This window comes from Isoptericola croceus, assembly GCF_029382255.1.
GTDB lineage: Bacteria > Actinomycetota > Actinomycetes > Actinomycetales > Cellulomonadaceae > Isoptericola > Isoptericola croceus.
The window spans coordinates 112,662-134,836 of record NZ_JARLLG010000007.1 but is presented as its reverse complement, the minus strand read 5'-3'; the positions used below and the strand labels follow the sequence as shown (position 1 = coordinate 134,836).

Annotated in this window: 26 protein-coding genes and 3 tRNA genes; 12 read left to right on the top strand and 17 right to left on the bottom strand. The window is 72.1% G+C overall.

Going from position 1 to position 22,175, the window contains the following annotated elements; all coding sequences use genetic code 11:
- Positions 1–39: 39 nt before the first annotated feature.
- The 5 genes from trmB to PZC42_RS15410 all read right to left on the bottom strand — a co-directional run bounded on the left by trmB (position 40) and on the right by PZC42_RS15410 (position 2,033).
- A complete protein-coding gene (gene trmB / locus PZC42_RS15430; protein ID WP_277212436.1) occupies positions 40–846 on the bottom strand; it encodes a tRNA (guanosine(46)-N7)-methyltransferase TrmB in 807 nt (268 codons plus the stop codon).
- Between the two features lie 32 nt (positions 847–878).
- Positions 879–1,286, bottom strand: coding sequence for a pilus assembly protein CpaE (locus tag PZC42_RS15425; RefSeq protein ID WP_277212435.1), 408 nt, complete (start codon positions 1,284–1,286; stop codon positions 879–881).
- Between the two features lie 100 nt (positions 1,287–1,386).
- Positions 1,387–1,459, bottom strand: a tRNA-Lys gene (locus PZC42_RS15420).
- Between the two features lie 48 nt (positions 1,460–1,507).
- A tRNA-Lys gene (locus PZC42_RS15415) sits at positions 1,508–1,583 on the bottom strand.
- An 87-nt stretch (positions 1,584–1,670) separates the two neighbouring features.
- A complete protein-coding gene (locus tag PZC42_RS15410) occupies positions 1,671–2,033 on the bottom strand; it encodes a GroES family chaperonin (protein WP_277212434.1) in 363 nt (120 codons plus the stop codon).
- A 98-nt stretch (positions 2,034–2,131) separates the two neighbouring features.
- On the opposite strand from PZC42_RS15410, the gene bcp reads away from it, so the two are divergent.
- Positions 2,132–2,614 (top strand): thioredoxin-dependent thiol peroxidase, encoded by a 483-nt coding sequence (gene bcp, locus PZC42_RS15405; protein ID WP_277212433.1) that lies wholly within the window; start codon positions 2,132–2,134, stop codon positions 2,612–2,614.
- A 92-nt stretch (positions 2,615–2,706) separates the two neighbouring features.
- Positions 2,707–2,788: transfer RNA gene (locus PZC42_RS15400), tRNA-Leu, on the top strand.
- Positions 2,789–2,872: 84 nt separating this feature from the next.
- On the opposite strand, the gene trxA is transcribed toward PZC42_RS15400, so the two are convergent.
- Complete coding sequence (trxA, locus tag PZC42_RS15395; protein ID WP_277212432.1) at positions 2,873–3,250, bottom strand: thioredoxin; 378 nt, start codon at positions 3,248–3,250, stop codon at positions 2,873–2,875.
- Between the two features lie 142 nt (positions 3,251–3,392).
- On the opposite strand from trxA, the gene PZC42_RS15390 reads away from it, so the two are divergent.
- A complete protein-coding gene (locus PZC42_RS15390; RefSeq protein WP_277212431.1) occupies positions 3,393–3,962 on the top strand; it encodes an NUDIX hydrolase family protein in 570 nt (189 codons plus the stop codon).
- 34 nt (positions 3,963–3,996) lie between these two features.
- Here the strand turns inward: PZC42_RS15390 and PZC42_RS15385 are convergent, their stop codons facing one another.
- The 3 genes from PZC42_RS15385 to PZC42_RS15375 form a co-directional block, all read right to left on the bottom strand.
- Complete coding sequence (locus PZC42_RS15385; RefSeq protein WP_277212430.1) at positions 3,997–5,643, bottom strand: ATP-binding cassette domain-containing protein; 1,647 nt, start codon at positions 5,641–5,643, stop codon at positions 3,997–3,999.
- A gap of 106 nt (positions 5,644–5,749) precedes the next feature.
- On the bottom strand, positions 5,750–7,420 hold the full coding sequence (locus PZC42_RS15380) for a sodium:solute symporter family protein (protein ID WP_277212429.1): 1,671 nt from the start codon (positions 7,418–7,420) through the stop codon (positions 5,750–5,752).
- A complete protein-coding gene (locus tag PZC42_RS15375) occupies positions 7,417–7,740 on the bottom strand; it encodes a DUF4212 domain-containing protein (protein WP_277212427.1) in 324 nt (107 codons plus the stop codon). Before PZC42_RS15375 ends, PZC42_RS15380 begins: the two co-directional genes overlap by 4 nt.
- Before the next feature lie 268 nt (positions 7,741–8,008).
- Here PZC42_RS15375 and PZC42_RS15370 point away from each other — a divergent pair, with 268 nt between their 5' ends.
- The 7 genes from PZC42_RS15370 (at position 8,009) to rdgB (ending at position 14,243) form a co-directional block, all read left to right on the top strand.
- Positions 8,009–8,470: a hypothetical protein gene (locus tag PZC42_RS15370; protein ID WP_277212426.1), complete on the top strand. Its 462-nt coding sequence runs from the start codon at positions 8,009–8,011 to the stop codon at positions 8,468–8,470.
- 73 nt (positions 8,471–8,543) lie between these two features.
- Entirely contained in the window at positions 8,544–8,879 is a 336-nt protein-coding gene (locus PZC42_RS15365; RefSeq protein WP_277212424.1) for a hypothetical protein, read from the top strand.
- Positions 8,876–10,576: a sodium/solute symporter gene (locus tag PZC42_RS15360; RefSeq protein ID WP_277212423.1), complete on the top strand. Its 1,701-nt coding sequence runs from the start codon at positions 8,876–8,878 to the stop codon at positions 10,574–10,576. Before PZC42_RS15365 ends, PZC42_RS15360 begins: the two co-directional genes overlap by 4 nt.
- Positions 10,563–11,903 (top strand): histidine kinase, encoded by a 1,341-nt coding sequence (locus PZC42_RS15355; RefSeq protein ID WP_277212422.1) that lies wholly within the window; start codon positions 10,563–10,565, stop codon positions 11,901–11,903. Before PZC42_RS15360 ends, PZC42_RS15355 begins: the two co-directional genes overlap by 14 nt.
- A 6-nt stretch (positions 11,904–11,909) precedes the next feature.
- Entirely contained in the window at positions 11,910–12,734 is an 825-nt protein-coding gene (locus PZC42_RS15350; RefSeq protein ID WP_277212420.1) for a LytR/AlgR family response regulator transcription factor, read from the top strand.
- A 100-nt stretch (positions 12,735–12,834) separates the two neighbouring features.
- Complete coding sequence (gene rph, locus PZC42_RS15345) at positions 12,835–13,572, top strand: ribonuclease PH (RefSeq protein WP_277212419.1); 738 nt, start codon at positions 12,835–12,837, stop codon at positions 13,570–13,572.
- Positions 13,573–13,574: 2 nt separating this feature from the next.
- Positions 13,575–14,243 (top strand): RdgB/HAM1 family non-canonical purine NTP pyrophosphatase, encoded by a 669-nt coding sequence (gene rdgB / locus PZC42_RS15340; protein WP_277212418.1) that lies wholly within the window; start codon positions 13,575–13,577, stop codon positions 14,241–14,243.
- A gap of 8 nt (positions 14,244–14,251) precedes the next feature.
- On the opposite strand, the gene PZC42_RS15335 is transcribed toward rdgB, so the two are convergent.
- The 6 genes from PZC42_RS15335 to clpS all read right to left on the bottom strand — a co-directional run bounded on the left by PZC42_RS15335 (position 14,252) and on the right by clpS (position 17,673).
- Positions 14,252–14,536, bottom strand: a complete 285-nt coding sequence (locus tag PZC42_RS15335) for a hypothetical protein (protein WP_277212417.1) — start codon at positions 14,534–14,536, stop codon at positions 14,252–14,254.
- Between the two features lie 61 nt (positions 14,537–14,597).
- Positions 14,598–14,963: a DUF3054 domain-containing protein gene (locus tag PZC42_RS15330; protein WP_277212416.1), complete on the bottom strand. Its 366-nt coding sequence runs from the start codon at positions 14,961–14,963 to the stop codon at positions 14,598–14,600.
- Between the two features lie 23 nt (positions 14,964–14,986).
- On the bottom strand, positions 14,987–15,790 hold the full coding sequence (locus PZC42_RS15325) for an MBL fold metallo-hydrolase (RefSeq protein ID WP_277212414.1): 804 nt from the start codon (positions 15,788–15,790) through the stop codon (positions 14,987–14,989).
- Positions 15,787–16,590 (bottom strand): glutamate racemase, encoded by an 804-nt coding sequence (gene murI / locus PZC42_RS15320; RefSeq protein WP_277212413.1) that lies wholly within the window; start codon positions 16,588–16,590, stop codon positions 15,787–15,789. The genes PZC42_RS15325 and murI overlap by 4 nt, the downstream gene beginning before the upstream one ends.
- A 100-nt stretch (positions 16,591–16,690) precedes the next feature.
- On the bottom strand, positions 16,691–17,365 hold the full coding sequence (locus PZC42_RS15315; RefSeq protein ID WP_277212412.1) for a DUF2017 family protein: 675 nt from the start codon (positions 17,363–17,365) through the stop codon (positions 16,691–16,693).
- The gene (clpS, locus tag PZC42_RS15310; protein WP_277212556.1) at positions 17,362–17,673 is read right to left on the bottom strand and encodes an ATP-dependent Clp protease adapter ClpS; all 312 of its coding nucleotides are present in this window, start codon (positions 17,671–17,673) and stop codon (positions 17,362–17,364) included. The genes PZC42_RS15315 and clpS overlap by 4 nt, the downstream gene beginning before the upstream one ends.
- 74 nt (positions 17,674–17,747) lie before the next feature.
- Between clpS and PZC42_RS15305 the strand changes: the two genes are divergently transcribed.
- Both PZC42_RS15305 and PZC42_RS15300 read left to right on the top strand, forming a co-directional pair.
- Entirely contained in the window at positions 17,748–19,181 is a 1,434-nt protein-coding gene (locus tag PZC42_RS15305) for a nicotinate phosphoribosyltransferase (protein ID WP_277212411.1), read from the top strand.
- 212 nt (positions 19,182–19,393) lie between these two features.
- Positions 19,394–19,948 (top strand): maltokinase N-terminal cap-like domain-containing protein, encoded by a 555-nt coding sequence (locus PZC42_RS15300; RefSeq protein ID WP_277212410.1) that lies wholly within the window; start codon positions 19,394–19,396, stop codon positions 19,946–19,948.
- 23 nt (positions 19,949–19,971) lie between these two features.
- Here PZC42_RS15300 and PZC42_RS15295 read toward each other — a convergent pair whose 3' ends face one another.
- Together PZC42_RS15295 and PZC42_RS15290 are read right to left on the bottom strand one after the other, a co-directional pair.
- Complete coding sequence (locus tag PZC42_RS15295; RefSeq protein WP_438802960.1) at positions 19,972–21,783, bottom strand: DEAD/DEAH box helicase; 1,812 nt, start codon at positions 21,781–21,783, stop codon at positions 19,972–19,974.
- Between the two features lie 47 nt (positions 21,784–21,830).
- Positions 21,831–22,151: a DUF3039 domain-containing protein gene (locus tag PZC42_RS15290; protein ID WP_277212409.1), complete on the bottom strand. Its 321-nt coding sequence runs from the start codon at positions 22,149–22,151 to the stop codon at positions 21,831–21,833.
- Positions 22,152–22,175: the final 24 nt, after the last annotated feature.

Below are 22,175 nucleotides of genomic sequence, written 5' to 3'. Positions count from 1 at the left end.
GGGGAGGCAGCACGCTGCCGATCGAGAGGCTCGGACGGGTCAGACCCGGACGAACTCCAGGTCCGTCACCGCACGACCCGCGTTCAGGCCCTTGCGCTCGAAGCTCGTCATGACGCGACCCTCGAACCGCGGGGCACGTCCTCCCGGTCCGTGGGCGTTGCGGAAACCCTCGGCCGCGTCGCCGACCTTGAGCATGACCTCCCCGTACTGGGCCCAGTCCGTGGCGAGTCGCCACCGTCCGCCCGGGCGCAGGACACGGGCCGCCAGCTCGGCGAACTCGGGCGTGACGAGACGCCGCTTGTGGTGGCGCTGCTTGGGCCACGGGTCCGGGAAGAAGATCCACAGCTCGTCCAGGCTCGCCTCCGGCAGCCCGTGGCGCAGCAGCTCGAGGGCGTCGACCTGCATGATGCGCAGGTTGTCGAGCTCCTGGCCCGGGGCTCCCCCGGCGTCGGCGGGGTCCGCCCCGGCATGACCGGCGCGCACGATCACCTGCGCCACCCCGGGGGTGTAGACCTCGACGGCCACGTGGTCGCGCTCGGGGTGGGACGCGGCGGCGTGCACGATGCACTCCCCCAGCCCGGTGCCGATCTCCAGGACCACGGGAGCGGTGCGGCCGAACTCCGCCGCGGCGTCGAAGCGCCAGTCCGGGTCCACGGACAGCTCGCGGTGCTCGCGCGGCACGTCGACGAGGTAGCGGTGACGGCGGGTGTCCCAGGCGCGCTGCTGCCCGACGGTCAGGCGCTCGGTGCGACGCACATAGCTGAGCGGCCTGCGGAAGAAGTTCTCGCCGGTCCTCCGCTCGGTCGGCGGTCGGAGATCGTCGGGAGTGGGAGGCGTCTCGGGCACCGCCCTAGGGTACGGCGCCCAGCCTCCCTGCCCTACTCCCCGGCCAGCTCCACCAGGGCCAGCAGCGCGCGCCCGTAGGCGTCAGCCGGGTCCGTGGCCGTGAACGTGCGCCGCTGCCCGAGGAGGTCGGCCTCGACGATGTAGCTCTCGCCGTCGCGCACCATCGAGCGGAACGTCCGCCCGAGCAGGTCGCGCAGCTGGTCCTCGCGCGGCAGCCAGAGGGTGTCCTCGATGTCGACGGAGTCCAACGCCCACTCGGTGGTCCCGTTGAAGCCGAGCACCGTGCCCGTCGGGAAGTGGTGCGCCTCGATGGTCAGGGTGGAGACGGTGAACACCTCCGCGGCCAGCTCCGGGGCGTCGATGTGGAACCGGTCGCCCTCGGTGGGCTTCCAGGTCAGCCCGGCGTCGCGCAGGCGGGTGGCGAGCTCGGTGGAGATCATCCGTCCATCGTGCCGCCGTATCCCGTCCGCGCGCGAGGGGGCCAGGGCTCACCAGACACGAACGAGGCCCCCGTCGCTGCTGCGACGAGGGCCTCGGCGGTGCGCCATCAGGGACTCGAACCCCGAACCCGCTGATTAAGAGTCAGCTGCTCTACCCATTGAGCTAATGGCGCGCGAAGAAGCGCGGACAACCAACCGGTGACCCGGATCATCATCCTCGCTGGTGCGCCATCAGGGACTCGAACCCCGAACCCGCTGATTAAGAGTCAGCTGCTCTACCCATTGAGCTAATGGCGCGTAGCGGTGTGAAACATTACCAGGCCCGGGCACACCGCCGGTACCCGGACGCCGTGCGAGAGTCTGTGACCTGCACGACAGCCGCCGTCAGAGGTACAGGCCGGTCGTTCCGGCATCGTCGGAACGCTCCGCCACCGCGTGCACGTCCCGCTCGCGCAGCAGCACGTAGTCGGTGCCGCCGAGATCGACCTCGGCCCGGTCCTCAGGGTCGTAGAGCACCCGGTCACCCACGGCCACCTGACGCACGTGCTCCCCCTTGGCGACCACGGTCGCCCAGGTCAGCCGCTTGGGACCCGTCGCCGTCGCGGGGATGACCAGACCGGCCGAGGACTGGCGCTCGGAGCGGTCGGTCTCCGGGTCCACCAGGACGCGGTCGTGGAGCATGCGGATGGGCAACGGCTCGGCCGGCGTGCCGGTCTGGGCGGCTGTGCTGGATGCTGCGGGGCTCACGGTTCCTACGCTACGCGAGCATCGCCGTCGGCCCGGCACGCGGACCGGCGGACGCTAGGCTCGGCACAGCCCGGAACACCTGCTTGAGGAGCAAACCCGTGACCCGTCTCGCCGCCGGCGACACCGCGCCCGACTTCACGCTCACCACCGCCGACGGTGGCACCGTCTCCCTCGAGGAGCTTCGCCTCGAGGCGAAGCACGGTGTCGTCGTCTACTTCTACCCCGCCGCGATGACCCCGGGCTGCACCACCGAGGCGTGCGACTTCCGCGACTCGCTCGCCGCGCTCCAGAGCGCCGGCTACACGGTCATCGGCATCTCGCCCGACGAACCGGCCCAGCTGGCGAAGTTCGTCGAGCGGGACGCCCTGACGTTCCCGCTCGCCTCCGACCCGGAGCGCGAGGTCCTCGAGGCCTACGGCGCCTGGGGCGAGAAGAAGAACTACGGGCGCACCGTGGTCGGCGTCATCCGCTCCACCGTGGTGGTCGGCACCGACGGCAAGGTCACGCTCGCCCAGTACAACGTGAAGGCGACGGGGCACGTGGCGCGCCTGCGCAAGGCGCTCGAGATCGACGTCGACTGAGACGGAGGTGCACCGCCCGCAGCGGAACCGCAGGCTCAGTCGAAGAAGGGCTCGACTGAGACGGCGGCCCGGGTCATAGAATCGGGTCGCACGCGCGAGTGGCGTAACTGGTAGCCGCGCTGGGTTTAGGTCTCAGTGTCTTCGGACGTGCGGGTTCGAGTCCCGCCTCGCGCACTCCCCCCACCCGCCCGGCCCCCCCGCAGGCGGGCCGCCGCCGGACCTGGTCCGGCGGCGGCCGTCGTCCGTGCAGGGGCGCGGTCAGCCCTGCTGCACGCCGTTGGACGCGGCGGCGATCTGTGCACGCACGTCGTCCATGTCGAGGCCCTTGACGGCCTCGACGACCTGCTTGAGCTGGGGGGCCGGCAGGGCGCCGGCCTGGTTGAAGACGAGCACGCCCTCACGGAACGCCATGAGCGTCGGGATCGCGGTGACACCGGCGGCCGAGGCGATCTGCTGCTGCGCCTCGGTGTCGATCTTGGCGTGCACGACGTCGGCGTTGTCCTCGCTCGACGCCTCGAAGACGGGCGCGAACTGGCGGCACGGGCCGCACCAGGACGCCCAGAAGTCGACGAGCACGATGTCGTTGTCCTTGATCGCCTGCTCGAACGTGTCGTCGGTGAGTTCGACGGTGGCCATGCGAAGTCCTCTCGTGGGGGTTGCTCCTTGGCACAGCGTCCCGGGCGGCCCGGGTATTCCACCCGGTCGCACGTGGCCCACATCACCGGGCCGCCGGGCCGAGCGCACACCGGGACCACCGTCGGGCTGGTAGAAACGAAGGGTGACCGACACCGCCGAGTTCCCTCCGGACGACGAACACGAGCACCCGACCGGGCAGACCGGCTGGCTGAGCCCCGAGGAGATCGCCGCCGTCCGCGCCCAGCTGCCGCTGGTGTACGTCGACGCCGTCCCTGTGCGGGTCGACGATTCCGGCGACGTCGTGTCCGTCGGGCTGCTGCTGCGCGCCTCCCCGCTCGGCAGCATGACCCGGGCGCTCGTGACCGGTCGCGTGCTCTACCACGAGCGGGTGCGTGACGCCCTGCTGCGCCACATCGAGAAGGACCTCGGGCCGGTCGCCCTGCCGCAGGTGCCGGCCTCGCCGCAGCCGTTCACGGTCGCGGAGTACTTCCCGACCCCCGGTATCACGCCGTTCCACGACCCCCGGCAGCACGCGATCTCCCTGGCCTACGTCGTCCCCGTCAACGGCGACTGCCGCCCGCAGCAGAACGCCCTCGACCTCGCTTGGCTCACTCCCGAAGAGGTGTGCAGCGACACGGTGCAGGCCGAGATGGTCAACGGCCAGGGCGCGCTCGTGCGCCAGGCGATGGCCTACGTCGGCCGGCTCGACTGACACGCGGGGTAGCGCACGATCGCGCGAGGTAGCGTCAGCCGAGCTCGAGGACCGGCCAGGCAGCCAGGTCCGCGCGCATCCGCCGGTCGTGCGTCGCGACGACGACGGCCGCGGACGTCCGCTCGAACGCGATCGTCAGCGCGTCGACCAGATCGACGGACAGGTGGTTGGTGGGCTCGTCGAGCACCAGCAGGTGCGGCGCGTGCAGCAGCGCCAGCGCGAGGTCGAACCGCCGCCGCTGCCCCACGCTCAGCTCGCCCAGGGGGCGGTCCAGCTCGTCCTCGGTGAGCAGACCGAGCGCCGCCACCGGGACCAGGTGGTCGGGGTCCAGCTCCTCGCGGGACAGCAGCGCCAGCGCCTCGGCCGCGTAGGCGTCGAAGCCCGACCGCGCCGAGAGCTCCGCGTCGGTGCCGTCACCCTGCCCCCGCCCCTCCTGCCCCACGACGCCGATGCGCACGCCGTCGCGGGACGACCGGCTCCCCCGGGCCAACGGCAGCGCCCCCGCGAACGCACCGAGCAGCGTCGACTTCCCGGTGCCGTTGGGCCCCACGACGAGCAGCCTGCCCGACGGCGGCACCGCCAGACGCGTGCCCGGCAGGTCGAGGCGCACCCCGCCGTCGGGCGCCTCGACACGCGGCGAGCGCAGGTCCACCAGGGGCTCGGCGGCATCCCAGCCCGGGGACAGGGCGGGCAGGTCCGGGAAGGTGAGCTCCAGCGGCGGGGGCGGCACGTCGACGGCCTCGGCCTCCAGCCTCTCGACGAGCCGGTCCGCGGCCTTCACGTGGATGCGCGCACGCGTGCCGCGGCGGTGCTTCTGCGAGCCCTTGGGCGGGCGCCACTCGTCCGACAGGCCCTCGTAGGACCGGTCGAGCCGGAACGCGAGGGCGGCGGCGCGCTTCTGCTCGGCCCGGTAGCGCTGCTTCCACCGCTGCAGCGCCTGGTTCTTGGCAAACCGGTAGGCGAGGTAGCCGGGTTGTCCGTACAGCACGGGCACGCCGCCCATCGACGGATCGAGGTCGTACACCGCGGTGACCACGTCGTCGATGAGCTCACGGTCGTGGGTGACGAGGACCACGCCACCGTGCCAGCCGACCACCGTCTGTGTCAGGTAGTCGAGCCCGGAGTCGTCGAGATGGTTGGTCGGCTCGTCCAGGAGCAGCAGGTCGGCCCGTTCTGCCAGGCGGCAGGCCAGTCGGACCCGGTATCGCTGACCGACGGACAACGTCTCCAGGGGCCGGTCTCGGTCGCGGACGGCACCGAGGCGGGTCAGCGCCTCGTCGACACGCCGGTCGGCGTCCCAGGCCGCGACGTGCTCCGTGCGGGCGAGCAGCGCGCTCAGCTCGGCCAGGTCGCCCGCTTCGTGGTCGAACGCTGCCGCGGCGGCCTCCAGGTCGGCGGCGAGCCGACGCAGATCGGCGAGCGTGGCATCGACCAGGTCCCCCACCGTCCGGCCGGGTGGCACCGTCAGCTCCTGCTCCACCAGCGCGACCGAACCGGTCCGCCACACCCGGCCCGACGACGGCACGAGATCGCCGGCGAGCAGGTGCAGCAGGGTGGACTTGCCCGACCCGTTCTCCCCGACGATGCCGAGCCGTACGCCGTCCGAGACCCGCAGGTCGACACCCGTCAGGACGGGACGGCCCGGGTATCCGAAGGCGAGGTCGGTCGCGACGAGATGCACCGCACAACCCTAACCAGGCCCAAAGGAGGCGCCGAATGTCGAGGCCCGGACCGCATTGAGGGGGCAATGCGGTCCGGGCCTCGACACTCGGCGCCTCCAGAGGGTGCTACTTCGGGGCCGGCGCCTCCACGCGCTGCTGCGGGTAGCGGATGCCCTCCACCATCTCCTGGATGTGCTCCGACGGTGGCGCCGTGAGCTTGGACACCACCACCGTGACGATGATGTTCACCAGCGCACCGATCGCACCGATGCCCTCCGGCGAGATGCCGAGCACGTGCTCGTGCGCCGACGTACCGAACACGTCGAGGGTGTAGATCATGTACGACGACGTGAACAGCAGTCCGAGCACCATGCCGGACGCCGCACCGATCGCGTTGGCCCGCTTCCAGAAGATCCCCAGCACGAGGATCGGGAAGAAGGTCGACGCTGCGAGGCCGAACGCGAACGCGACCACCTGGGCCACGTAGGCCGGCGGGTTGATGCCACCGTAGATCGCCACGACGACCGCGGCACCCATGGCGATACGGCCCACGAGCAGACGCTGCGACTCCGAGGCTTCCTTCTTGACGACCCGGAAGTACAGGTCGTGCGAGACGGAGGAGGAGATGACGAGCAGCAGCCCGGCCGCCGTCGACATGGCCGCGGCGAGACCGCCCGCAGCCACCAGGCCGACGATCGGTGCCGGCAGGCCGGCGATCTCCGGCGTGGCCAGCACGAGGATGTCGTTGTTCACGATGAGGTCGGCGCCCGACTCCGGGTCGTTGCTCAGCGAGGTGACCGTCGACGCGCTGTCCGAGACGGTGACCAGCCCGGTCGCGGCCCAGTTGTTCACCCAGGCCGGCAGCGAGGCGACCGCCACGCCGTCGACCGACTGCATGAGGTTCAGCTTGGTGAACGCGCCCACGGCCGGTGCCGTCGTGTACAGCAGGCCGATGAAGAACAGCGCCCAGAACGCGGAGAACCGCGCGCCACGGACGGACTTGGTCGTGTAGAACCGGATGATGACGTGCGGCAGGCCGGCCGTACCGATCATCAGCGACAACGTCACCAGGAAGACGTCGAGCTGCGGCCGGGCGGCGAACGCCTCGGTGTACTGCGCGAGCCCGAACTTCTCGCTCAGCGCGTCGAGCTCGGCCAGGATCTGGCCGAACGTCACCTGCGGCACGGGGAAGCCCGTCATCTTCTGCGCGATGGTCCACGCCGGGATGAGGTAGGCGACGATCATCACCGTGTACTGGGCCACCTGGGTCCAGGTGATGCCCTTCATCCCGCCCAGCACGGCGTACAGGAAGATGATCGCCGCGGCGACGGCCACCCCGCCCTCGATGGACAGGTTGAGGAACCGGCTGAACACGATGCCGCCACCGCGCATCTGGCCGACCACGTACGTGAAGGACACGATGATCGCGGCGACGGCGGCGATGAGCCGTACGTACTCCGAGTACCGGTCACCGACGAACTCCGGGACGGTGAACTTGCCCCACTTGCGCAGGTATGGGGCGAGGAGCAGGGCCAGCAGCACGTAGCCGCCCGTCCAGCCCATGAGGTAGACCGAACCGTCCGACCCCATGAAGGCGATCAGGCCCGCCATGGAGATGAACGACGCCGCGGACATCCAGTCCGCCGCGACGGCCGCGCCGTTGGCGACGGCCGGGATGCCCTGGCCGGCCACGTAGAAGCCCTTGGTCTCCTTCACCCGGCTGCGCCAGGCGATCGTGAGGTAGACCGCGAACGACAACCCTACGAAGACGAGGGACCAAGCCTGGATCTCGTTCACAGCCGATTCCCCTCTCCGTCGCGCTCAGCGACACCGAACTCGTCGTCGAGCCGGTCCATGCGCAGCGTGTACACCAGGATCAGGATGATGAAGGTGTAGATCGATCCCTGCTGGGCGAACCACAGCCCCAGCGGGAACCCGAGCACCACGACGCTGTTCAGCTGCTCGATCAGCAGGATCCCGCAGACGAACGAGACGAAGAACCAGATGCTGAGCAGCACCACCATCAGCCGCAGGTTCTTCTTCCAGTACTCCTGCCGCCAGCCGTTGATCGGCGGCGGCCCCGGATCTGGCGAGCTCTCTCGCGTGGTCTCGGTCATCGGACGCTCCCTTCGTCGCGTTCACCCCGGGCATCGTCGCCCGGAGAACGTCCCCGTACCGGCCGAGCGAAGCGCACCGCTCGTGGTGCTCACAAGACCTGGCTCCCGGACGGTGGGGACCGTCCCGCGAACGGCACCGGGCGGCTCCCGACCGGTGCGCCACCGTCCGCCGACCGCTCACCCACCGGTATCGACCGCTCGCCGGACCGTCGGGACCGTTCGCCGACCCGCGGGACCGAACGAGGGCCGGCGCGCCTACAGTCGATCCATGGCCTCGACGACGAGCACACCCCTCGGCAACCTGCTGCGCGCAGGTGGCCGGGCCGGGAAGCCGCGCAAGCAGATCCTGCACCCCGGCAGCGTCGGCCTGCTGGTCGGAGCGCTCGTGGTGATCGTCGGGAGCCTCCTGCCCTGGGTGATCACACCGGTCGGGAGCATCAGCGGGACCGCCGGGCCCGGACTGTGGACGCTGTGCGGCGGCTTCATCGCCGTGGCGGGCGCCCTGCTGCCCCGGCGCTGGGTCGCGGTGTCGCACAGCATCCTGGCCGGTGGCAGCGTCGCCTTCGTGGCCGGCTGGCAGCTCGTCCGGCTCGTCCAGATCAGCGCAGCGACGGACGCCTGGGGGCAGGCCATGCCAGGCATCGGGCTGGTGATGGTCACCGGCGGAGCGGTGATCCTGCTGGCCACCGCCGTCCGGCTGGTGCGCACGCCCGCCGTCGCGCCGTCGTGACCCGGTCCTGGTCCGACCCCGCTCGGCACCCGGCATTGGCCCGGAGGGCCGACGCTCCGTAAGGTGCTCCGTCATGGAGGACGATGTCGGCGCGCAGCACACCCCGGCGGAGGTGGATGCCACCTTCCGCACGCTGCGACGCGTGGCGGTCGGCTACTTCGTCGTCTTCCTCCTCGCCGTCGCGGCCTTCCCGGTGCTCTCGCTCACGCTGGACTGGTGGTCGCAGGCACGGCTCGCCGGCGGCATGAGCCCCGGGTTCCTCGTCGCCGCCTTCGGTCTCTACCTGTTCTTCGCCGTCCTCGGGATCGCTGCGGCACGCCTGTCGTCGGCGGTCGAGCACCGCATGCTGGACGGCACCCGCGACGACGGCCCCGCCATCGGCCCCGACCCGACCGGTGAGCACCCGTGACCGGGCCCAGCGCCCTGACGCTCGCCGGCGTCCTGATCCTGCTGACCGTGGTCGCCGTCGTCATGCGTCCGCGGGGCACCTCCACCGTGGACTTCTACCTCGCGGGCCAGCGCGTCGGGGTCGCGACCAACGCGTGGGCAATCTGCGGGGACTACTTCTCGGCGGCGTCGTTCCTCGGGGTAGCCGCCGCGGTGTACGCGACGGGACTCGACGGCGCGTGGTACGCCGTGGGCTTCGCCGCCGGGTTCGTCCCGGTGCTGCTCTTCGTCGCGGCTCCGTTGCGCCGGTTCGGCGAGTTCTCCATCCCGGACTTCCTGGGCCGCCGGCTGGGGTCGGAGAAGGTCCGGCTCGTCGCGGTCGGCGTGGTCCAGCTCGTCATCCTGTCCTACCTCGTGCCGCAGGCCGTGGGCTCGGGGATCACGTGGGAGCTGCTCGTGGGTTCCGGTCTCTTCGGCCTGTCCCCGTACGCGACCGGGATCCTCGTCTCCACCGCCGTGGTCACCGGGCTCGTCGCGTTCGGCGGCATGCGCGGCACGACCTGGACGCAGGCGGTGCAGTTCCTGCTGCTGCTCTGCGCACTCATCTGGCTCGCCGCGACCGTCGTCGGCGAGGGTTTCCACTACGGCGACGCCGTCGCCGACCTGTCGGCGGCCCCGCTGGAGAACCCTGCCGACGACGGCGCCCTGGCCACCGAGCAGAACGCGCTGCACCCAGGTGACCCCGCCGTCTTCGGCCAGCCCGGTGCCCGCTACGGCGGCCTGGGCCAGTTCGCCCTCATCGTGACGCTCGCGATGGGCACCGCGGGGCTGCCGCACGTCATGAACCGCTACTTCACGTCTCCCACCGGTGGCGCCGCCCGCACCACCACGGTGTGGGTGCTGTGCCTGGCCGGGATCTTCTACTCCTTGGCGGTCATGCTCGGCACGGCGGCCCGCGAGATCGTCCCGACCGCCGTCGCCGACCATCCCTGGCTGGCGGAGCTCACCGTCGACGGGGTGCTGCGGGTCCCGGAGCACGCCCTGCCCGTCCTCGGCCGCATCTACGGCGGCGACACCGGGATGGGCGTGATCGCCGCCGGTGCCCTCATCGCGGTGATGTCGACCATCGCCGGGCTGCTCCTCGCCGCCGCGGCCTCCTGGGGCCACGACGTCTACGAGCGGCACATCAACCCGCGGGCGACCCAGCGCCAGGCCGTCCTGGCCGGCCGGATCACGACGCTGGTCACCGCGTGTGCGGCCGCGGGCCTGGGACTCACCCTGCGGCCGGAGACCTTCGCCACGGCCACCCCGTCGATCGTGGCGACCATGGTGACGTGGGCGTTCGCGGTGGCCGGGTCAGCGCTGACCCCCGTGTTCCTGCTCGCGATCTGGTGGCCACGGTCGACAGCGGCGGGCGCAGTGGCCGGCATGGTCACGGGTATGGTCGTCGCCGTGGCGATGTTCACGGCGGGCCTGTTCGCCGCCGGCGGGCTGCTGCGCGAGGCGCTGGTCACGCCCACCCTCGTGGCGGCTCCCCTGGCGGCCGCCGTCGCCGTGGTCGTCTCCTTGCGCACCAGCCCGCCACCGGACGTGGAGAAGTCCTGGCTGATCATGCACGGCACCGCCGCGGACCGGCATGCGGAACGCCTGGCCCGGCTGGTCGTGGCCGAGAACCGGCGGCGACGGGCGGATCGGAGGCAGCGGCGTGCGCGGGGGTAGCCGGCCGCTGGCCGGGGTGCTCGTCGTGGCGTGGGGAGCCGTCTACCTGGTCACGCAGGTCCTGGTCACACCGGCCCTGGGGGTGCTGCCGACCCTGGCGGCGGGACTCGTGGTGAGCACCGTCGTCGTGCTGGGGTACCCGTCCGCGCTGCGCGGACCACGCAGCGGGTCGCTCGGCGGGGCCACGGCGCGGAACCGGTCGCGACCTCCGGCACGACGGCCCCGGGACCCACGCGGCGTGCGCGACGGGCTCACCATCGCCGCCGCGGGCCGGTCGATGCCGCTGCGCAACGGGCTCACCCCCGACGCGGCGCGCAGGACCGCCCAGCTCATCCGCCCCCTGCTCGGCGGGGACGCCATCGCCATCACGGACACCGAGCAGGTGCTCGCGTTCGTCGGGCCGGGTGCGGACCACCACCACGTGGGCGGCACGCTGCAGACCCGGGTGTCTCGCCTGGCCATCGGCAAGAAGCGCACCGTCGTCGTGCACGGTCGCGACGGGATCGGGTGCCCGGAGCCGGACTGTCCGCTGCGCACCGCGGTGGTCGCTCCGCTGGCCGTGGCCGACAGGGTCGTCGGCACGCTCAAGGTCTACCGGGTCCACGACGAGCCGGCGCCGCGGGTGCTCGTCGACGACATGGCGTCCATGCTGTCGCTGCACCTCGAGCTGGCCGAGATGGACCGGGAGCGCCACCTCGCCTCGGACGCGAAGCTGGACGCGCTGCGCGCACAGATCAACCCGCACTTCCTGTTCAACATCCTCAACACGATCGCCTCGAAGTCGCGCACCGACCCCGAGGAGTCGCGCCAGCTCCTGCTGCGGCTGAGCGACTTCTTCCGGTACGCGGTGCGCCAGGACGGCCACTTCGCGGAGTTCAGCCAGGAGTACTTCTTCGTGCGGACGTACGTCTCGCTGGAGCAGGCGCGGTTCGGCGACCGGCTGCGTGTGCGCTACGACCTCGACCCGCAGGTGCTGACGGCTCGTGTGCCGGTACTGGTCATCCAGCCGATCGTGGAGAACGCGGTCAAGCACGGCATCGCGGACTCGGTCACCGGCGGGACGGTCCATCTGCGGGCCCGCGTGGACCCGTTGACCCGGACCACCTCGATCCGCGTCAGCGACGACGGCGTCGGGATGGCCCCGGAGATGCTGGACCGGCTGCTGGCGGGCGAGCGCCCCGGGACCGCCGGTCCGCAGCACTCGGGTGTCGGCCTGTGGAACATCTCCCAACGTCTCGACGCGCTGTTCGGCGACCGCTACTCGTTCGACGTCGCCTCCACCCCTGGGAAGGGGACCACCGTGGACCTGCAGATCCCGCTAAGGTGACGCCCGATGATGCGACCCAAGGCCCTGATCGTCGACGACGAGGCCCCTGCCCGGGCCGAGCTGCGCTACCTGCTCGAGGAGGTCGGGCAGGTCCAGGTCGTGGGCGAGGCCACCAACGGTGAGGAGGCCCTGCTCCTGCTGGGCTCGCTCGACTACGACCTGGTGCTGCTGGACGTGCGGATGCCCGGCGGGTCCGGGCTGGAGGTCGCCGCGGCGCTGCGCCAGCAGCCCAACCCCCCGAAGGTCATCTTCACCACCGCCTTCCCGGACCACGCGGTCGATGCCTTCGACCTCGCAGCGGCGGACTACCTCCTCAAGCCCTTCGACGCGGACCGGCTGCGCAGGGCGCTGGACCGGGCTCTGGGCCCCGACGACGGCGCGGCGGCCGGGAGCACCGCTTCCGCTCCGCTGGCCTCCACCGGGAGCCCTGACGCCGTGGGCACCGACTCTGCGGGTTCGGCTGGGTCCGCAGACCCGGCGCCGCGGGGTGACGTCGAGCCGCTGGTCCGCATCCCGGTGCAGAAGGACGGACGCACGGTCCTGGTGGACGGCGCCTCGATCGTGTACGCGAGCGCGGCGCGCGGGTACTCCTACCTCAAGCTCGCCGACGAACGCCTGCTGGTGACCATGTCCCTCAACGAGCTGGAGCGACGCCTGCGCGGGCACTTCTTCCGCGCGCACCGCTCCTACCTGGTCAACCTCGACCACGTGCGCGAGCTGGTCCCGGACTTCCAGGGGTCCCTGGTGGTGGTCATGGCCGACCGGCAGCGCTCCCGCGTGGAGGTCTCGCGGCGGCACGCGCGCGAGCTGCGCCGCCGCTTCGGCATGTAGCCCCCACCCACACCCTCGCCGAACGTCTCGATTCGACACGGTTCGACCCCTCAAACCGTGCCGAATCGAGACGTTCGGCGACACGGATAGGGTGTGGCGCATGACTTCCCCTCGTTCTGACGGCCGCACGCCCTCCCAGCTCCGCCCCGTGACGTTCACCCGCGGGTGGAGCGAGAACGCCGAGGGTTCCGTGCTCGTGGAGTTCGGCAAGACCCGCGTGCTGTGCACCGCCTCCTTCACCGAGGGCGTCCCGCGCTGGAAGAAGGGCTCCGGCGAGGGCTGGGTCACTGCCGAGTACGCGATGCTCCCCCGCGCCACCAACTCCCGCAGCCAGCGCGAGTCCGTCAAGGGCAAGATCGGCGGGCGCACGCACGAGATCTCCCGGCTCATCGGCCGGTCGCTGCGCGCCGTCGTGGACGTCACCGCCCTCGGCGAGAACACCATCGTGCTGGACTGCGACGTCCTGCAGGCCGACGGCGGCACCCGCACGGCAGCCATCACCGGCGCCTACGTGGCTCTCGTCGACGCCGTCGCCTGGGGCGCCCGGCACGGGGCGATCACCGGCGGCAAGCAGGTGCTCACCGACTCCGTCGCCGCCGTCAGCGTGGGCATCATCGACGGTGTCCCGATGCTCGACCTGCCCTACGTCGAGGACGTGCGCGCCGAGACCGACATGAACGTCGTGACCACCGGCTCCGGGTCGTTCGTGGAGGTCCAGGGCACCGCCGAGGGTGTGCCCTTCCAGCGCGCCGAGCTGGACGCCCTGCTGGACCTGGCCACCGCCGGCACCGCCGAGCTGACGGCGCTGCAGCAGGCTGCCCTCGCCGAGGAGCTCTGAACGTGGTCACCGGCACTGTCGCGGTCCCGCCGTCGGCCCGGCTCGTCCTGGCCACGCACAACCGCAAGAAGCTCGTCGAGCTGCTGGCGGTCCTGCGCACGCAGCCCGGTCTGGACGCCCTGCCCGACGACGCGGTCGTCAGCGCCGGTGACCTCGGAGCGCCCGAGCCCGTCGAGGACGGCGTGACGTTCGCCGAGAACGCCCTGATCAAGGCCCGGGCGCTGGCCGCGGCGACCGGGCTGCCCGCGGTCGCGGACGACTCCGGGCTGAGCGTCGACGTGCTCGGCGGGGCGCCGGGGATCTTCTCGGCCCGCTGGGCCGGGCGGCACGGCGACGACGTCGCGAACCTGGGGCTGCTGCTCGCCCAGCTCGGCGACGTCCCGGACGAGCACCGCGGTGCGGCGTTCGTCTGCGCGGCCGCCCTGGTGACCCCGGACGGCCGCGAGGAGGTGTGCCTCGGGGAGATGCCGGGGACGCTCGTGCGTGAGCCCCGTGGGACCCACGGCTTCGGCTATGACCCGATCCTGGTCCCGGCCGAGCAAGAGCCGGGCCCGGACGGCCGGGCGGGCACGCGCACGTCGGCCGAGCTGAGCCCGACCGAGAAGAACGCGATCAGCCACCGCGGCAAGGCGCTGCGCGCCCTGGCTCCGCAGATCGCCGCCGTGCTCTGACGCCCCCGTCAGCCGATGGAGGGCAGGAAGAACCATCCCATCACGGCGGCTCGTGCGAGCGCGAGGAACAGTACCGCCACCACGCCGCCGAGGATCAGCGGGTGCTTGCGTCCGGCGATACCGCAGGCGACCGCGCCGATCACCCCGAGGGCCGGCCACATCATCAGCGAGACGAGTGCGCACGCGGCGACGATGGGCGCGAGGAAGAGCACCACACCGGGGGTCGCGCTCGGGGCCGGTGCCACCGCCGTGCCGTCGGTGTCCTGACCGGTACGGGTCTCTGTCTCGGGCATGGTCGCCATCCTCTGCAGTGGTCGGTGTCGGTCCTGACCGAACCGTACCGCTGGCCAGGGCTCAGGCGGCGCGGCGCTGGGCGAGGGTCGCGAGCAGCCGCCAGCCCAGCATCGTCACCGCGAGGAACACCGCCGTCACGAGCGCGAACGACCACGCGAACCCGCCGGTGAACAGCGGCCGCAGCGCGAGGCCGAGCACCACGGTGGCGAACCAGATCGCCACCCCGGTGGGCCACGGCTGAGCCGGCGCCCGCCAGGCGCGGCTGGCCAGCCAGCCCACTGCCAGGCCGACGACGAAGGGCGCCCCGACCGCCAGCACGTGGGCCACCGAGCCCCCCGAGGCGTGGTTGGCGGTCCCCACGAGGGTGAACACGACGACGCACACCAGGTCGCAGGCGACGGCGGGCCAGACAGGAAGCTGTTTCACGGCCACGAGGCTACCGACCCTCGTCAGAGCTCGTAGACGACCCCGGCCCGAGCGACGTCCAAGGGCCCGTCGTACTCGCCGCGCGCCTCGGCCAGCGTGTCCGCGGAGTCCGTCCAGACCGTCAGGTGGGTCAGCAGCAGACGCCGGGCACCGGCCTCGGCGGCCACCTTCCCGGCACGCCGTCCGGTCAGGTGGATCCCGCTGACGCCGTCGTCGCGGCCCTCGAGGAACGCCGCCTCGCACAGCAGCAGGTCGGCGTCGCGCGACCCCTCGACCAGCGAGTCGCAGTAGTCGGTGTCCCCGGAGAACACGAGAGTGGCCCGTTCGCCCGGACGCTGCGACGACGGCCCGGTCACCCGCACCCCGTAGGCCTCCACTGGGTGGTTGACGACGAACGGCTCCATCGTCAGCGGCCCGACGTGCACCGGCGACCCTGGCCGCCACGTGCGGAACGCGTACTCGGAGTCCATGTTCTCGCCGCCCTCCAGCCCGTACATCGCCGCCGCCCGCTCACGCGTGGTCGACGGCCCGTGGACGGCCAGGTGCCGCGGCTGTCCCGTGCGGTGCGAGCCACGCTCCGGGTGGTAGCGCAGGTAGACGTACAGCCCGGACAGGTCGGCGCAGTGGTCCGGGTGCAGGTGCGACAGGCCGAGCGCGTCGACGTCGAGCGGGTCGACGTAGCGCTGCAGCGCCCCGAGGGACCCGGACCCGAGGTCGAGCACCAGGCTCCACTCCCGCTCGCCGTCGTGGGCCTGGACGAGATAGCAGGACGCGGGTGAGTCCGGGCCGGGCAGCGAGCCGGTGACGCCGACGGGAACGAGCCTCATGCGGTCTCCACGAGATTGACCTCTGGCCCCAGGAAGCGGCGAGCCAGGTGCTCGAACTGCTCCGGGTGCCCGGTGGTGGCGAACCGGTGCACGGGCGGCGGCGCGTCGAGCGGACGCTCCAGGTCGTGCGCGACGAGCTTGCGGTAGACGTCCATCGCCGTCTCCTCCGCCGAGGAGACCAGGGTGACGTCCTGGCCCATGACGTAGGAGATCGGTCCCGTCAGCAGCGGGTAGTGGGTGCAGCCCAGCACGAGGGTGTCGACGCCCGCGGCCTTGACCGGCGCGAGGTAGTCGTTCGCGATGGACAGCGCCTCCGGGCCGGACGTCGTCCCCTCCTCCACGAGGCGCACGAACTCCGGGCACGCCTTGCTGGTGAGCTCCAGCCCAGGGGTGACGGCAAAGGCGTCGTCGTAGGCCAGCGAGTCCACGGTCGCCTTCGTGCCGATGACACCGATGCGCCCCGAGCGCGAGGCGACGACGGCGCGGCGGGCGGCCGGGAGGATCACCTCGACGACCGGGATGCCCCGGCGCACGGTGTATCGCTCACGGGCGTCGCGCAGTGCCACCGCGGAGGCGGAGTTGCAGGCGATGACGAGCATCTTCACACCGTCGTCGACGAGCCGGTCCATCACCGCGAGCGCCATCGCGCGCACGGCTGCCAACGGCTTGGGTCCGTACGGACCGTTCGCCGTGTCGCCGATGTAGTGCAGCTGCTCGTGCGGGAGCTGGTCGAGCACCGAGCGGGCGACCGTCAGACCACCCACCCCGCTGTCGAAGATCCCGATGGGGGCGTCGTTCACGGCTGGCAGCCTATCGGCGCGAGGCCCTGATCACAGGGTTCGTGATCGGCGACACGCGTGGCGGGGGCCACAGGGCACGGGCGACCGGGTCCTGCCGGGCTCAGTCGCGGGCACCGCGAGCACGCAGCTCGGCCAGCATCTCGTCCATGAGGGACTCCTGCGCGAACCCGGCCGCGACGAACACCCCACCCCAGTAGGACCGCTGCTCGGCGTCCAGCCCGGCGCCATCCGTCTCGTCCGGGTCCGCGCCGTCCGCCTCGTCCACGATGCCCAGGCCGGTCAGCACCTCGTGGTGCAGGTGCTCGACGTCGGCGTCGTCGTCCAGCCCGAGCCGCTCGCCGAGCACGAGGCGCACGTCCGTGAGCGCTCCGGCGAAGTCCTGGGCTGCCTCGCGGGCGACCAGCACCTGACCGCCGGAGAAAGCGTCGTCCGGGCCGCCGTCGGCCCCGTCCCCCGTACCGTCGACCGTCTCCGCGAAGGCCAGCAACCGCGCGACCTTGCTCGCCGCGAGATCGGTCTGCGTCAGGTGCCGGAACTCGGCGGCGACGTCGGCGTCGTCGCGGTGGGCGTCGGGCAGCAGCCGCTGCACCGCCGGGTCTCGTGGGACGCGGGCCACGCCGGTGAACGCCAACCCGGTGTCCGTCACGTCGTCCGGCAGCCCGGCGTCGCTGCGCAGCAGTCCCGCGACGTCGCGGGCGACCCGAGCCAGCACCTCGCGCTCCACGGGCTCCCAGCGGGCGACGTACCCGGCGGGCGTCGCACGGAACGGGCTCATGCCTGCACTCCCGCTCCCGGCGCGCCGGACTGCTGCAGCGTGGCCCACAGCCCGAAACCGTGCATCGCCTGCACGTCGACCTCCATCCGCTCGCGGGGGCCGGTCGACACGACCGCCCGGCCCTCGTGGTGCACCTGCAGCATGAGCTTCTTCGCCTTCGCCTCGGGGTAGCCGAAGTAGCTCTCGAAGACGTAGGCGACATAGCTCATGAGGTTGACCGGGTCGTTCCACACGATCGTCACCCAGGGGTCGGCGAGCCGGGACACCTCCTCGGTACGGGTGTCCTCCTGCGTCGCAGAGCTCGTCATCACCACGTCACCAGACTAGGGGGACCCGCGACCCAGATGCTGCTCCCGGGCCCACCGAGCCCTACGGTAGGCACATGAACCACGCGTACCGGGGCAACGGCGCCTCGTCGCCCGAGTCGCTCGCCTCCCCGCACTCCCTCCCGGCCGCTCCCCTGCCGACGCTGCGGCCCTCGCTCGCGCTCCTGACCGACCGGTACGAGCTGACGATGCTGCAGGCCGCGCTCGCCGACGGCACCGCGCACCGCCACTGCGTCTTCGAGGTGTTCACGCGCCGGCTCCCCCCGGGCCGGCGCTACGGGGTCCTCGCGGGGACGGGCCGGGTGCTGGAGGCGCTGCCGGCCTTCCGGTTCGGCGACGCCGAGCTCGCCTTCCTCGAGCGCACCGGCGTCGTCGACGACCGCACCCTCGACTTCCTGCGCGGGTACCGCTTCACCGGCACCATCACCGGCTACGCCGAGGGTGAGACGTTCTTCCCCGGCTCACCGGTGATGCAGGTCGAGGGCACCTTTGCCGAGGCCGTGCTCCTGGAGACCCTGGTCCTGGCGATCCTCAACCACGACTCCGCGATCGCCTCGGCCGCGTCCCGCATGACGAGCGCCGCCGTCGGCCGGCCCGTGCTGGAGATGGGGTCGCGCCGCACCCACGAGCAGGCGGGTGTCGCGGCCGCGCGCGCCGCCGTCGTCGCCGGGTTCGCCGGCACGAGCAACCTCGAGGCCGGCTTCCGCTACGGGCTGGACACCATCGGCACCTCGGCGCACGCCTTCACCCTGCTGCACGACGACGAGAGCTCAGCCTTCGCGTCCCAGGTGGACGCGCTGGGCCCCGGCACCACGCTGCTGGTCGACACCTACGACGTGCCGCACGGCGTCGAGCGTGCCGTCGAGGCCGCGGGCACCGGACTCGGCGCCGTGCGCCTGGACTCCGGCGACCTGGGGGCGCTCGCGGTCGAGGTGCGCGAACAGCTCGACGCCCTGGGCGCGACGGACACCAGGATCGTCGTCACCTCCGACCTGGACGAGCACGCGATCGCGGCGCTCGCCGCCGTCCCGGTGGACATGTACGGCGTCGGCACGTCGCTGGTCACCGGCTCCGGCGCCCCCACCTGCGGCATGGTCTACAAGCTGGTGGCGCGGACCGACTCCACGGGGCGGATGCAGCCCGTCGAGAAGGTCTCGACGCGCAAGTCGAGCCGCGGCGGGCGCAAGGCCGCGGCACGCCGGCTGGGTGCCGACGGCCGAGCCCTGGAGGAGGTTCTCGTCACCGGTCCCGACGAGGCGGTCGTCGCCTGGGAGCCGGACGGCAGCGAGACCAGCGACGACGGTGGTCGTCTGCGGCGGCTGCACGTGCCGCTCGTGACCGACGGCGCGGTGGACTCACGCTGGGTCGGCGCCTACGGGGTGGACAACGCGGCCACCCAGCACCGGACGTCTCGCGCCGAGCTGCCGCGCGGCGCCCGGCGGTTGTCCCACGGCGACCCGGCGATCCCGACGGTCACCTGGGGGCTGTGAAGGATCAGTCCGGCAGACGGGAGCAGTCCGTAGTCCGCGCCGTCGGAGCCGGGGTCACGTCCCTGGTAGTCGCTCACATCGTGCCTCGCGCTCGCTCCGGGCGGAGCGAGTCGAATCGATTGACGCCCGACCTGAGACACCAGCTCTCGGACGGTGGGCCATGAGCAAGACCCTGGCCACGTTCGCCGGGCGGGGGCGTAGGGTGGCTGGCCATGGCGATCCTCCACCAGGCGACCATCGTCCCGAGCAAGCAGGAGATCCTCGCAGGCTGGCTGCCTGACCAGCCGTGGTACCCCGGTGGGGACCTCCGGGTCGTCGGGGGCATCCGGCTCGACGACCCCGCCGGGAAGGTCGGTGTCGAGCTCCTTCTCCTGCACACCGCCGACGGCACCGTCGTCCACGTCCCGTGCACCTACCGTGGCGCCGAGGCGCCCGAGCTCGCCCACGCCCTGATGGGCACCGCGGAGCACTCCGTCCTCGGTAGCCGCTGGTTCTACGACGCCGACGCCGACCCCGTGTACAGGGCGGCCGTACGCAAGGCGATCCTCATCGGGCCTGCCCAAGCCGCCGAGACGGTGCACCGCCTGGACGGGACGGTCGCAGCGCGCACACCCCTGATCCGGGCTCGGGCGATACCGGGTCCGGGCTCCGACCACGCAACCGTCCGGACGGTCCGGCTTCCGCACACGCCCGAGCCGGGGGTTCCCGCGCTGGTCGCGACCTGGGAGGGCCAGGAGGAGCCTCTGACGATGGCCGTCCTCGTCTGACGACAGGTAGCAGCTCGGACGACCTACTTCTTGCCGACGAACCAGCCGCGCACCATCTCCACCCGCTCGGCGAGCTGGTCGGCCGTCGCCAGCGGCACCTCGGGACCACCGCAACGACGCCGTAGCTCGGTGTGCACGGACCCGTGCGGACGGCTCGACTTGCGCGCCCAGGCCGAGACGAGCTTGGACAGCTCCTTGCGCAGCGCGGCCGCCCGGCGGTGCTCCTGCTCCGACTGCTCCAACGCCGCCTCGGACGCCGTGGCCCCCGACCGTCCGTTCGCCTGGGCGGCCTGGTGCTGACGCAGCAGCGTGGTGACCTGGTCGGCGTCGAGAAGTCCTGGGATGCCCAGGAAGTCCTGCTCTGCCGCAGAACCGACCTCGCCGCCGGTGCCGAACTCGCCGCCGTCGAACAGCACGCGGTCGAACGAGGCCTGGGCCTCGAGCGCCTCGAAGGAACCGATCAGCTCCCCCGACGCCTTCTCCTCGCGGTTGGCCGCTGCCAGCAGCGCCGCCTCCGGGTCGTACTCGATCCCCTGCTCCTCGGCCGTCTGCGGCCGGTCGAGAGCGTGGTCCCGCTCGATCTCCATGCCGTTGGCGAGCTCGAGCAGCAGCGGCACGCTGGGCACGAAGATGGACGCCGTCTCGCCCCGCTTGCGGGCGCGGACGAACCGCCCCACGGCCTGGGCGAAGAAGAGTGGCGTGGAGGTGCTGGTCGCGTAGACGCCGACGGCGAGCCGCGGCACGTCCACGCCCTCGGACACCATGCGCACGGCCACCATCCAGCGCTGCGTGCCCGCGGAGAACTCGTCGATGCGGGCGCTCGCGCCGTCGTCGTCGGACAGCACGACCGTCGGGCTGGTGCCCGTGATGCGGGCGAGGTGCCCGGCGTAGGCGCGGGCGTCGGTCTGGTCGGAGGCGATGACCAGCCCGCCCGCGTCGGGCACGGAGCGGCGGACCTCGGTCAGGCGCTTGTCCGCCGCGGCGAGCACGGACGGGATCCACTCGCCGTTCGGGTCCAGCGCCGTCCGCCACGCCTGGGCGTGCATGTCCTTGGTCATGGCCTCGCCGAGGCGCGCGCTGACCTCGTCGCCCGCGCGGGTGCGCCAGCGCATCTCGCCCGAGTACGTCATGAACAGCACGGGACGCACCACGTGGTCGCGCAGCGCCTCGCCGTAGCCGTAGGTGTAGTCGGCCTTCGAGCGCCGGATGCCCTCGTGGTCCGCCTCGTAGGTCACGAACGGGATCGAGGCCGTGTCGCTGCGGAACGGGGTCCCGGTCAGCGCGAGACGTCGGGTGGCGTCCTCGAACGCGTCCCGGACGGCGTCTCCCCAGCTCAGCGCGTCGCCGCCGTGGTGCACCTCGTCGAGGATGACGAGCGTGCGGGCCGCCTGCGTCCGCGCCCGGTGGAGCGTCGGCTTCGCCGCGACCTGGGCATAGGTGAGGGCCACGCCGTCGTAGTGGGCGCCGTGCTTGCCCTGGGAGTTCTTGAACGACGGGTCGATGCGGATGCCGACGCGCGCGGCGGCGTCGGCCCACTGGTGCTTGAGGTGCTCGGTGGGTGCGACGACCGTCACGCGACGCACGATGCCGGCGTCCAGCAGCTCGGTGGCGACCCGCAGCGCGAACGTCGTCTTGCCGGCACCCGGTGTCGCGACCGCCAGGAAGTCCCGTGGCGAGCGCTCGTGGTAGAGCTCGAGCGCTTCCGCCTGCCAGGCACGCAGGTTGGACGCCGTGCCCCACGGGGCGCGGCGCGGGTATGCCGGGCTGAGGTGGGAGGCGGCCGCGACGGAGGGCGACTGCGGCAGCGGCTTGGCCGGCTCGTAGGCAGGCTCCAAGACGGCTTCGAAGAGATCGACGGACTCGGGCTCGGGAAGCGGTGCGCTCACTTCTCGGAGTCGCCGTCGCCGTCCTGCGGGGACCGCAGGCCGTCGTAGATCTCCTTGCAGACCGGGCACACGGGAAACTTCGACGGGTCACGTCCCGGGACCCAGACCTTGCCGCAGAGCGCGATCACCGGCTTGCCGGACATCGCCGACTGCATGATCTTCTCCTTGCGCACATAGTGCGCAAACCGCTCGTGGTCGCCCGGTTCCGCGGCCTGTTCCCGGGTGTCGGGACGCTCGAGGACGCCGGTGCCCGATCCGGTGTCCCGCGAAGGCGCTGCGGCAGGCTGCGAAGGAGGGGTGGAGAGGGGCTCGCTCATGGCCACCATCCTACGTGCCGACCA